Source organism: Pigmentiphaga sp. MLSB6-MA01, from assembly GCF_058793475.1.
Genome location: NZ_JBXAFV010000008.1, coordinates 67,465 through 78,442, shown reverse-complemented (window position 1 = coordinate 78,442; position 10,978 = coordinate 67,465). Strand labels below are relative to the sequence as shown.

Annotated in this window: 9 protein-coding genes; 7 read left to right on the top strand and 2 right to left on the bottom strand. The window is 68.0% G+C overall.

The window, feature by feature from the left end:
• Positions 1 to 125: 125 nt before the first annotated feature.
• Positions 126 to 1,127, top strand: coding sequence for a dihydrodipicolinate synthase family protein (locus AC1Q6E_RS14615; RefSeq protein WP_492572999.1), 1,002 nt, complete (start codon positions 126 to 128; stop codon positions 1,125 to 1,127).
• Between the two features lie 18 nt (positions 1,128 to 1,145).
• On the opposite strand, the gene AC1Q6E_RS14610 is transcribed toward AC1Q6E_RS14615, so the two are convergent.
• Together AC1Q6E_RS14610 and AC1Q6E_RS14605 are read right to left on the bottom strand one after the other, a co-directional pair.
• Positions 1,146 to 1,721, bottom strand: a complete 576-nt coding sequence (locus AC1Q6E_RS14610; protein WP_492572998.1) for a MarR family winged helix-turn-helix transcriptional regulator — start codon at positions 1,719 to 1,721, stop codon at positions 1,146 to 1,148.
• A gap of 65 nt (positions 1,722 to 1,786) precedes the next feature.
• Positions 1,787 to 2,674: a LysR family transcriptional regulator gene (locus AC1Q6E_RS14605; protein ID WP_152797428.1), complete on the bottom strand. Its 888-nt coding sequence runs from the start codon at positions 2,672 to 2,674 to the stop codon at positions 1,787 to 1,789.
• Positions 2,675 to 2,804: 130 nt separating this feature from the next.
• On the opposite strand from AC1Q6E_RS14605, the gene AC1Q6E_RS14600 reads away from it, so the two are divergent.
• The 6 genes from AC1Q6E_RS14600 to AC1Q6E_RS14575 all read left to right on the top strand — a co-directional run bounded on the left by AC1Q6E_RS14600 (position 2,805) and on the right by AC1Q6E_RS14575 (position 10,943).
• On the top strand, positions 2,805 to 3,773 hold the full coding sequence (locus tag AC1Q6E_RS14600) for a Bug family tripartite tricarboxylate transporter substrate binding protein (RefSeq protein ID WP_296557633.1): 969 nt from the start codon (positions 2,805 to 2,807) through the stop codon (positions 3,771 to 3,773).
• Positions 3,774 to 3,789: 16 nt separating this feature from the next.
• The gene (locus tag AC1Q6E_RS14595; protein ID WP_152797426.1) at positions 3,790 to 5,853 is read left to right on the top strand and encodes a hydantoinase/oxoprolinase family protein; all 2,064 of its coding nucleotides are present in this window, start codon (positions 3,790 to 3,792) and stop codon (positions 5,851 to 5,853) included.
• 31 nt (positions 5,854 to 5,884) lie between these two features.
• The gene (locus tag AC1Q6E_RS14590) at positions 5,885 to 6,889 is read left to right on the top strand and encodes a fumarylacetoacetate hydrolase family protein (RefSeq protein WP_492572997.1); all 1,005 of its coding nucleotides are present in this window, start codon (positions 5,885 to 5,887) and stop codon (positions 6,887 to 6,889) included.
• Positions 6,886 to 8,655, top strand: a complete 1,770-nt coding sequence (locus AC1Q6E_RS14585; RefSeq protein ID WP_492572996.1) for a hydantoinase B/oxoprolinase family protein — start codon at positions 6,886 to 6,888, stop codon at positions 8,653 to 8,655. The genes AC1Q6E_RS14590 and AC1Q6E_RS14585 overlap by 4 nt, the downstream gene beginning before the upstream one ends.
• 141 nt (positions 8,656 to 8,796) lie before the next feature.
• Positions 8,797 to 9,423, top strand: coding sequence for a phosphoribosylglycinamide formyltransferase (gene purN / locus AC1Q6E_RS14580; RefSeq protein ID WP_492573069.1), 627 nt, complete (start codon positions 8,797 to 8,799; stop codon positions 9,421 to 9,423).
• The gene (locus AC1Q6E_RS14575) at positions 9,420 to 10,943 is read left to right on the top strand and encodes an RsmB/NOP family class I SAM-dependent RNA methyltransferase (RefSeq protein ID WP_492572995.1); all 1,524 of its coding nucleotides are present in this window, start codon (positions 9,420 to 9,422) and stop codon (positions 10,941 to 10,943) included. The genes purN and AC1Q6E_RS14575 overlap by 4 nt, the downstream gene beginning before the upstream one ends.
• Positions 10,944 to 10,978: the final 35 nt, after the last annotated feature.

The window sequence follows — 10,978 nt, the reverse complement described above, 5'->3', positions numbered from 1 at the left end:
TTGTTCGTCTTCGTCATCAGTTTGAGGGTTGGAATGTTTTTGTAGAATACAAATTTATTGGTTGATATCATGAATGACCGATGCAGTGCGGATCCTCCGCGCGTCGCCATTCTGGAGAATCGATCGTGACCCTCGAACTTCCCGCGTTGGCAACACGGCACTACACCACCATGGTGGTTCCCTGGAACCCGCAGGGAGAGCTGGACGAGGCGGCCCTGCGCCGTCTCGTGCGCTACTTCGCCGGCCATCCCCGCTTTCGCGAGCGGGGCGGCATCATCGCCAATCCCGACGCGGGCGAGATCTACTACCTGACCCCGGCCGAGAAACGCCGGGTCCTCGAGATCACGCTGGAGGAGGTGGGAGGCGCTTTTCCCGTGATTGCCGGGGTGTTCGACATGACGACCGCGGGCTGCGTCAGGGAGGCCGGGATCGCCAAGGCGTGCGGCGCGAGCGGGGTGTTCCTGATGCCGCCGATCGGCACCGGGGATCTCCTGATCAGCTGGGACCCGGTGCGCTATCCCGAGTACTGGCTCGACCAGATCCAGGCTATCGACGCCGCGGTGGACCTGCCGATCATCACGCACCCGGTCACGGCCCGTTCACCCCAGTGGGGCATCGGCATCCCCGGGGAGACGGCGCGGCTCATCTGCGAGCGCGTGCCCAACGTCATCGGCTGGAAGATGACCTACAACTATGAAGGGATGCGCCGGATGTGGCGGATGCTGCGCGAACTGGAGCGGCCGGTATCCATCATGGCGGCCTCGGGCCACCTGTTCCACGAGTTCCTTTCGCACGATCTGCTGGATGGCTCGGTGTCGGGGTCATGGAACTATGCCCTGGAGCCGATGATGCAGCACATCGACTGCCACGAGGCGGGGGACCGGGAAGGCGAGCGCCGGATCTGGCGCGAGGGCGGATTGCTGGCGCTGCACGAGTACATCTATTCGGACTACGCGCGGCTGCACCTGCGCTACAAGCTCGCCACGTGGCTGCATGGCGTCATTCCCCACTACCGGATGCGGCCGCCGCTGCCCCGCCCCAAACAGGTCGAGATCGACACCATCCATGGCCTGTTGAAGGACTGCGGCATGGAGGTCATCGACGCCAGGCTCGCCAGGGCGGACTGACGGGGACGGTGGCCGCCGCTACTCGTTCCGGGCGGCCCGCCTGCGAGGGGCGGGGCGGGGTGGCGCGGCATCGGGCTGTGGCCCTTCCAGCGAGGCCCGGACGGCCTGGTAGGCGTCCAGGCGCTCGTCCAGGGTGTTGAGCATCAGGAAGAACAGCGAGACGTCCCGCTGCTTGTAGCCGGCGAAGGCCGCGGCCTGCACCCGGTCGAGTTCGGCGGCGACCAGCCGGTAGACGCGCGCGCCGTCGTCGGACAGCTTCAGGATGGCGAGCCGCTTGTCCCGTTCTTCGGCCACGCGTTCGATCAAGCCGCGTTTTTCCAGTTCCTGGGCAGCCCGAGAGATGAAGGCGCGGTCGAACGTCACCCAGCGGGTCAGGTCCGCCATGCGGGCGGGCTGGAACTTGGCGACGATGGCCAGGAGCTTCCATTGGTTGACGTTGAGTCCGGCATGCTGCTTGCAGATGCTTTCCATGACGCGCCGGATCGAGGCGTGTGTCCTGGCGATCTGGTAGGTCAGGGAGGCGTCCAGCCTGATTTCGTTCCACGCCTGCGTCATGAGGGGAAGCGCCGGATCGGGCGTGATGGGGAAAGCCACGTATCGTAGAGGATTCTCGTGGCGGTGACGAGTTTTCGCATCGGCATCGTTCCCCTGGCGTGCCGTTACAGGTTCGCCGAAACGAAGTCGAGGAAGGCGCGGGTCTTGGCGGGCATCAGCCGCGTCGCCGTCAGCGCGTAGGCGGACACCGGCGGGGCGCTCCAGTCGTCCAGCACGCGCACCAGGCGGCCTTCGCGCACGTCCTGCCGGCACAGTTCCTCGGGAAGGATGGCGAGACCGCCACCGGCCTGCACCACGTGGCGGATGATGCCGACGCTGTTGAACGACATGGTGCCGCCGACCACGACCTCGGCGCGCCGGCGGCCGCTGCGCAGCCGCCAGACGCCCTGGTTGCCGACGTGGTCGATGCGGGTGCCCAGCACGCAGGTGTGCGCCGACAGGTCCGCCGGCGCGGCCGGTTCGCCGTGCGCCGCCAGATAGGCCGGCGATGCGTAGACATACATCGGGATGTCGGCGAGCTTCCTGGCCGTCAGGCCGGAGTCGGCCGGTTCGCCGAAGCAGATCGCGATGTCGCAGTTTTCGCTGATGGGATCGACCGGCCGCATGGTGAAGTCGAAATCCATGTGCAGTTCCGGGTGTTTCGCGGCGAACGCGGGCAGGTTGTCGATCAGGCGCAAGGCGAAGCTGGTGGGGATCGCCACGCGCAGGTGTCCCTGTACGCGATGCCGGGCGCTGAGCAATTCGTCGTGGGTGGCTTCCAGTCCTTCGAGCAGCGCGCGGCACGACGCGAAATAGTTCATGCCTTCCTCGGTCAACTGGACGATGCGCGTGGAGCGCTTGAGCAGGCGCAGCCCCACGTCCCGCTCCAGCTCGCGGATGCGCCGCGAGACGGTGGACTTGGGCAGGTCCAGCGCGGTCGCCGCCTTGGTGAAACTCCTGGCCTTGGCGACTTCGACGAATACCGCGACATTGCGTAGCAGTTCGGGTTTCATCGGTGCTCCTGGATTGTGCCGTGGATGGAACAATTATTTCCAAAAGACCCGATTGAATCAACCCGCGGATTCGCCGACTATCTGCCCCATACCCATGGCCGCACGTAGACGGCGCACCAGGAGACATTCCATGAGTCCTCGCAGAGCGTTGTTCGCCCTGGCCGCGCTGGCGGCCGTGCTGCCGGCCGTGGCTTCGGCCCAGGCCTATCCCTCCCGCCTGGTGCGGATCGTCATCGGCGTTCCGCCCGCGGGCGTGCAGGACCTGCTGGCGCGCGGCGTGGCCGAGCGGCTGTCCAAGGCCTGGGGCCAACCGGTCATCGTCGAGAACCGGCCCGGCGCCACCGGCAGCATCGCCGGCAATCAGGTCGCCAAGGCCGAGCCGGACGGCTATTCCATCCTGATGAGCACGGCCAACAACATGGAGGCCGCGCCGCTGCTGCAGAAGAATCTCCCGTTCGACCCGGTCAAGGATTTCATCCCGGTAGTCGGCCTGGCGCAGGTCCGGTCGGTGGTCTCCATCAGCAACGGCATTGCCGCCAGCAACGTCAAGGAACTCGCCGCGCTGGCGCACAAGCAGCCGGGCACTTTCAATTACGGAAGCTGGGGGGTCGGCAGCGTCGCCCATCTCGATGCCGCCGCTTTCGCCAAGAGCATCGATGCCGAGTTCTCGCACATCCCCTACAAGGGCGGCAACGAACTCATGCTGGCGCTGGCTTCCAACCAGGTGCAGATGGCGGTGACCACGGTCAGCACCGCGTTGCCGTTGGCCAGGCAGGGCCGCATCAAGACGATCGCCTACACCGGCAACCAGCGCTCCAAGCTGCTGCCCGATGTTCCGACGCTGGGCGAGCTTGGCTATACCTTCGACCGTCCGAGCGGGGTGTTCTCGTTCTACCTGCCCGCGGGCACGCCCAGGGCGATCGTCGACAAGCTTGCCGAGGACACCGCCAGGATCGTCAACGCGCCGGCGTTCGCCGACGAGTTCCTCGACATCAATGGCATGGAGACTTATCCCTATCGCGGCGCCGAGCTGGCGAAGCAACTGGACGCCTCGCGCAAGAACTACCTGGCGCGCATGAAAGACCTCAAGATCGATTGAAGAGAGCATTTCCGCAATGAACCAACTTTCCGAATCCGCGATGCCATCGTCGTTGCGGGTCGCCGTCGACATCGGCGGCACGTTCACCGACCTGGCCGCGGTCGACCCGCGTACCGGCGAGCGCTGGTTCGCCAAGGCGTCGACCACGCCCGACGATCCGTCGCGCGGCATCCGCGACTGCCTGGCCAAGCTGGGCAGATCGCCCGAGGAGTTCGAGACTTTCGTGCATGGCACCACGCTGGTCATCAATGCGTGCCTGGAAAAGAAGGGGGCGCGGACGGCCCTGATCACCACCGACGGTTTTCGCGATGTCCTGGAGATCGGCCGGGGCAACCGCACCGAGTCTTTCAATTACCTGTTCAAGCGCCATGAACCCTTCGTGCCGCGCGAGTTCCGGCTCGAAGCGAACGAACGCATGGGCGCCGACGGCAAGGCGGTCGTGCCGCTCGACGAGGCGCAATTGCGCGAGGTGCTGGCAGAGGCCAGGCGCAAAGGCGCCGAGGCCATCGCCATCTGCTTCCTGCACTCCTATCGCAACCCCGAGCACGAACAGCGCGCGGCCGAGATCGCGGCCGAGTGCGGCGACTGGTTCGTCACGGCATCGCATACGCTGTCGCAGGAGTATCGCGAATACGAACGCACGTCCACCGTCGTGCTCAATGCCTTCGTCGGGCCCAAGGTCAGCACCTACCTGGGCAAGCTCGAGACGCTGCTGGGCGAAAGCGGCTTCAAGGGCAGGTTCTTCCTGATGGAGTCGAACGGCGGCGTGGCCGACGTCGCGACCGTCAAGCGCCTGCCCGTGCTGCTGATGGAGTCGGGGCCGGTCGGCGGCATTGCCGGCGCGATCAAGCTTGGCGAGAAACTGGGACGGCGCAACCTCATCACCTTCGACATGGGCGGCACGACGGCCAAGAGCGCGCTCGTGCAGGACGGGGTGGTCAGCTTCGATTCGCTGTATTACGTCGACGGATTCGAGCACGGCTATCCGTTGCAGACCTCGGTGGTGGACATGGTCGAGGTGGGCGCCGGCGGCGGCAGCATTGCGGCGATCGACGAACTGGGCGCGCTGCGCGTCGGACCGCGCAGCGCCGGGGCCTATCCCGGACCGGCGGCCTACGGCCTGGGCAACGAGCAGCCCACCGTCACCGACGCCAACATCGCGCTCGGGCGGCTGGATCCTTCGCGCTTTCTTGGCGGTGAGATGAAGATCGACGGCGACTTGTCGCTGAAGGCGCTCCAGACCCTGGGCGCGAAACTGGGCTACGACGCCCGCACGATGGCCGCGGGCATCATCCAGATCGCCAACGTGACGATGTCGGGCGCGTTGCGCCGCGTCTCGATCGAACGCGGCAAGGATCCGCGGGACTTCACCCTGGTGGCCTGCGGCGGCAACGGTCCGCTGCATGCCGCCGAACTGGCCGAGGAACTCGGCATCCGCAGCTTGCTGATCCCCAGCATGCCCGCGCATTTCTCGGCGTTCGGCATGCTGTACGCCGATGCCCGCTACGATGCCTCGCGTACCTGGACCTGCGATCTGCCCGAGGGCGGGGCGGAGGTTCCCGGCCTGGCCGGCGTGCTGCGCACGCTCGAGGAGGGCCTGGCCGGCACCGTGGCCGAGAAGCTCGGGTCGCCGCGCGAGGTGCGGTTCGAGAACTATGCCGAGATGCGCTATCGCGGCCAGGACCAGACGGTCAAGGTGCGGCTGCTGGACGACCTGAGCCCGGCGGCGCTCAAGCGCGGTTTCGACCAGATCTACGCGGAACGCTACGGCCACGTCAGTCCCATCGCGGTGCAGATCGTGTCGCTGCGCGTGAGCTGCCAGGCGGCGCTGGGGGACGGGCAGGACGCCAGCGTGCCGTCGGCGCGCGCGCACGAGGCCTCCGCCTCGCGCCAGGTCTATTCGACCAAGGCCGGCGCTTTCCAGGCCTATGCCGTGCACCGCCGCGGCGGCATGGCCCGTGGCGCGTCCTATCCGGGACCGTGCCTGGTCGAGGATCACGCGACCACCACGCACGTGCCGCAGGGGTGGGACGTCAGGCTGCTCGAGGACGACGTGCTGGAGATGACATGGAGCGAATGAGATCCGCGCGACACGGGCGCAGGGAACTGCCATGAAGATCGCCAAATACGGAAGCGGCCGTATCGCCGCCGTCGTCGGGGAACGGCTCGTCGATCTGAACCGTGCCCGCTCGGTCCAGTTGCGGGGGGCCGACAAGGGCGGGGTGCCGGCCGATCTGCTTGATTTCATCAAGGCGGGGCCGGCGGCGCTCGACGCGGCGTACGCGGCCGTGGACTTCGTGCTGGCCGACGGGCCGGCGCCACGCGCCACGGCGGACGGGCCGCTGGTCATGGACCTGGCGGCCACGCCATTGCTGGCCCCGCTGCCCAGCCTCGGCTCCAAGCTGATCTGCATGGGCCGCAACTTCGCCGGGCACAGCAAGGCGGCGCGGAAAGCCAATGCCGAACGCGCCGCGGCGGGCGACACGCGGCCGCAGATGCCGGCCAGTGCCCAGATTCCCAAGCGGCCGGCCGGATTCATCAAGTTCGCCGACACCGTGGTCGGGCCCGGCGCGCCGGTCGTCTACCCGTCGCGCACCCGCAAGCTGGACTACGAGGTCGAGATCGCGCTCATCGTCGGCACGCAGGGCAAGGACATCCCGCGCGAGCAGGCGATGCGCCACGCCTTCGGCTACACGGTGTTCTGCGACTACAGCGCGCGCGACCAGAACAGCGACCTCGAAGACATGAACTGGGTGCGGCATCACAAGAACTTCGATTGCGCCGCGTCGATGGGGCCATGGATCGTGACGGCCGACGAACCGCTGGATCCGCACGACGTGGCGATCCGCACCTGGGTCAACGGCGAGTTGCGGCAGGACGGCACCACGGCCGACATGATCTACGACTTCGCCCGCATCATCGAGTACTACTCGGTGGACCAGACGCTCTATCCCGGCGATCTGTTCGCTTCCGGCACGTGCGAAGGCACGGGCATGGAGAAGAAGGACGGTTCCTGGTTCCTGCGGCCCGGCGACCGCATCGAGTTCGAAATCCCCCAGATCGGGCGCTATGGCAACCCGATCGTCGCGAAACCTCCAACCGGGAGTCCCGCATGACCGCCATGCCCAAGCCGCGCGCCGTACCGGGTGCGCGCCGCGTCGACCCGATTACGCTCGAAGTCATCCGCTATTCGCTGGTGGCGATGATGGACGAGACCGAAGCCAACCTGACGCGCACCGCGTTTTCCACCATCATCCGCGAGTTCAAGGACTACAGCGTCGGCCTGGTGACGGCCAAGGGCGAGACCATCGCCCAGGGGCGCGGCAGCATCCCCTCGTTCGTGGCCGACCTGGGCACTCCCGTGCTCGACGGCGTGGCGATGTGGGGCGACGACCTGAGCGACGGCGACTACCTGATCAACAACCACGCGGGCGTCTGCGGCCAGCACCTGAACAACGTCGTGATGTATACGCCCATTTTCGACGGCGGGCGCATCATCGCCTTCTCGGCGCTGCGTACGCACTGGCCCGATGTCGGCGGCGGCTTCCAGGCGCGGCCGGCCACCGAGATCTACCAGGAAGGCATCCAGTTCCGCAACGCGAAGATCTACAAGAACGGCAAGATCGACGTCGAGCTCGAACGCATCATCCGCTACAACACCCGGCATTCGGACGAGACCTTCGGCGACCTGGAAGCGCAGGTCGCGGGTTGCCAGCTGGCCAAGCGCCGCTTCGAGGAATTGGTCGCGCGCTACGGCTGGGACCAGGTCGAGGCGGCGATCCACGAATGCTGGGACCAGTCCGAGCGCTATGTGCGCCAGCGGATCCGCCAGATCCCCAACGGCCGCTACTATGCCGAATCTTTCCTGGATGGCGACGGCATCACCGATGATTCGGTGCCTATCCGGGTCGCCCTGGTGGTCGAGGACGAAGACATCACCGTCGATCTCACCGGCATGCCGCCACAGGTGGCCGGGCCGTTGAATTCGGGGGCGACCGGTGGCGGCGAGAGCGCGGCCAAGGTCGCGTTCAAGGGAGCCGTGGCGCCTTTCCTGCTGCCCAACGAGGGCGAGTTCCGGCCGCTGAAGATCGCGCTCAAGCCCGGCACGCTGGTCAGCGCGTCGGAAGACGCGGCGATGGGGCTCTGGTCGACGCCGATCAAGACGATCATCGACGTGATCCTGAAGGCGTTCTCGCAGGCCATCCCGAACGAAATTCCGGCGGGCAACAACGCCCAGTACGGACGTGGCCGCGTGCGCGCACGATATGCCGGTACGCGCCAGTTCTGGCAGGGCGGTGGCAATACGCTGGGCGGCTGGGGCGCGCACCGGGGCGGCGACGGCCAGTCCGCGCTGCACACCACCACGCATGGCGACTGCCGGCGCGTGCCGATCGAGGTCGAGGAAAGCGAGGGCCTGGGCCTGGTCAGGCGCTTCGAGCTGGTGACCGATTCCGGCGGCGCCGGCCGCTGGCGCGGCGGGCTGGGGACCCGCATGGAGGTGGTGACGCCGACGCCTGCCATGGCCACGCTGGATTTCGACCGCAGCAAGTTTCCGCCCTGGGGCCTGTTCGGCGGCAAGGACGGCATGCCCGGCCACGGCGAAATCCACAAGCCGGGCGAGGAACGGCCCATCAGCGGGACGCGGGTGGCGGTGCAGGTGCCGGCCGGAACGAGGGTCTGCGCCGCCAACAACGGCGGCGGTGGCTGGGGCGACCCGCTGGAGCGCGAACTGCCGGCCGTCGAGTGGGACGTGCGGCAGGGCTATGTGTCGCGCGAGGCGGCGATCCGCGACTACGGGGTCGTATTCGGCGCCGATGGCGCGATCGACCCGCAGGCGACCGCGACGAACCGTGCCGCCCGCAAGGAGGCCGCCGCGGGCTGACGCCGATTCGGGCCAGCGCTCGTCCGGCGCCTGCCCGGTCGCGCCCTGGCCCGATGATACAATCCCCCGGTGAAAGCCTCTCATTTTTCCCCGGCCCGCCGGTGCCGTTTCGTCATCCTGATTTCCGGCCGCGGCAGCAACATGCAATCCATCACGCAGGCCTGCCGCGAACAAGGCTGGCCCGCCGAGGTGGCCGCCGTGATCGCCAACCGCGACCAGGCATCCGGACTCCAGTGGGCCGCCGGACACGGCATCCCCACTCGGGTCGTGCCCCATCGCGACCATCCCGACCGTGCCTCGTTCGACACCGCGCTGGCGCGCGAAATCGACGCCTTCGAGCCCGACTACGTGCTGCTGGCCGGTTTCATGCGCATTCTCACCGACGATTTCGTGCGGCATTATGCGGGCAGGCTGGTGAATATCCATCCGTCGCTGTTGCCGCTGTTCCCCGGCCTGGGCACGCACAGGCAAGCCCTGGAAGCGGGCGTGCGGGTGCACGGCTGCACCGTGCATTTCGTCACGCCGGTGCTGGATCATGGTCCCGTGATCGCCCAGGGCGTGGTGCCGGTGCGCGAAGGCGATACCGAGGACGCCCTGGCTGAACGCGTGCTGTCCATCGAGCACGTGGTCTATCCGGCGGTCGCGTCCTGGCTGGCGCACGGGCGGGTAGGCCTGGAAGACGGCAGGGTCACGGTGGACGGCGTGGCCGATCGCGTGTTCGGCCTGGCGCCGCGGGGGGCGGCAGTTTCGCGGGGAGACGAGGCATGACATCCGAACGTTCCAGTTCTTCATCCCGGCCGGCGGCCCAGGGCGCGCGGCGCCCTGGCGGCCAGCAGGCCGGTTCCGGGGCGCGCCGTGCCGCCCCGGCGGGCAAGAATCCCGTGGCGCAGCGCGTCGAGCAGGTGCGCTCCGCGCTGGGCGAGATCCTGCAATGGTCCGGTCCGGCCGACCAGGTGCTGTCCCGCTGGTTCCGCGAGCACCCCAAGCTCGGCGGGCGCGATCGCGGCATGGTGGCCGAGGCCGTCTACGACGTGCTGCGCCACCTGCGGCGCTACCGCAACGTGGCCGAGGGCGGACGGGGCGCGGCCACGCGCCGCCTGGCCATTCTGGGACTGGCGTCCACGCTGGGCCGGGACGGGATCCTGCCGGCGCTCGACGCCGACGAGGCGGACTGGCTGCGCCGCGTGTCCGCCATCGACCAGGCGGCGCTGCCGCGCGAGATCCGTCTCAGCATTCCCGACTGGCTGTCCGAGGCGCTGGCCATCGAAGAGGACAGCGACAGCCTGCTGGCCGCGCTCAACCGCGCCGCGCCGCTGGATATCCGCATCAATCCCATGAAGGCCGACCGCGAAACCATCCTGGCCGAGCTGCGGGCGGGCGTAGCGGCCGACATGGCGGAACCGACGCCGTATTCGCCGTTCGGCATCCGGCTGCAGGGCCGGCCGGCCCTGACCCGATGGGGACGTTTCGAGGACGGCAGCATCGAGGTCCAGGACGAGGGCAGCCAGTTGCTCGCGCTGCTGGTGGCGCCACGGCGCGGGGAAATGGTCATCGATTTCTGCGCCGGCGCCGGCGGCAAGACGCTGCTGCTGGGGGCATTGATGCGTTCGACCGGACGCTTGTATGCCCTGGATGTCTCGCATGCGCGGCTGGCGCGCTTCAAGCCCCGCCTGGCGCGCAGCGGACTGTCCAACGTCGTGCCGGTGGTGATCGCCAGCGAGAACGACGCCCGCGTCAAGCGCCTAGCGCGCAAGGCGCACCGGGTGCTGGTGGACGCGCCCTGCAGCGGGACCGGGACGCTGCGGCGCAATCCCGACCTGAAATGGCGCCAGAGTCCCGAAAGCGTGGCCGACCTGTGCGCGCTCCAGCGCAGCATCCTGGCGTCGGCGGCGCGCTGCGTGGCGCCCGGCGGACGGCTGGTCTACGCGACCTGCAGCATCCTGCGGGTCGAGAACGAAGGGCAGGTCGAGGCTTTCCTGGCTGCCCATCCCGAATTCGAACTGCTGTCCGCTCCCGAACTGCTGGCGGATCGGGCCGGAGGGCTGTCGCTGCCAGGGCCCTATCTGAAACTGCGCCCCGACGTGCATGGGACCGATGGTTTCTTTGCCGCGGTGTTTCAACGGCGCCACGCTCCGGCGGTTGTCCAGGCCGCCGAGGCCGAGGTCGAACTGCCGGAACCCGAGGCGGAGGCGGCGGGGCTGGGCGACGACATCGCGGTTCCGGACGGCGAGCCGGCCCAGGGCGAGGCGGCCGGGTCGGCGGATAATCCCGAGGGCGGGGATCGATAACCCTGTTATGGTTAGGGTTATCCCCCTCTTTGAAA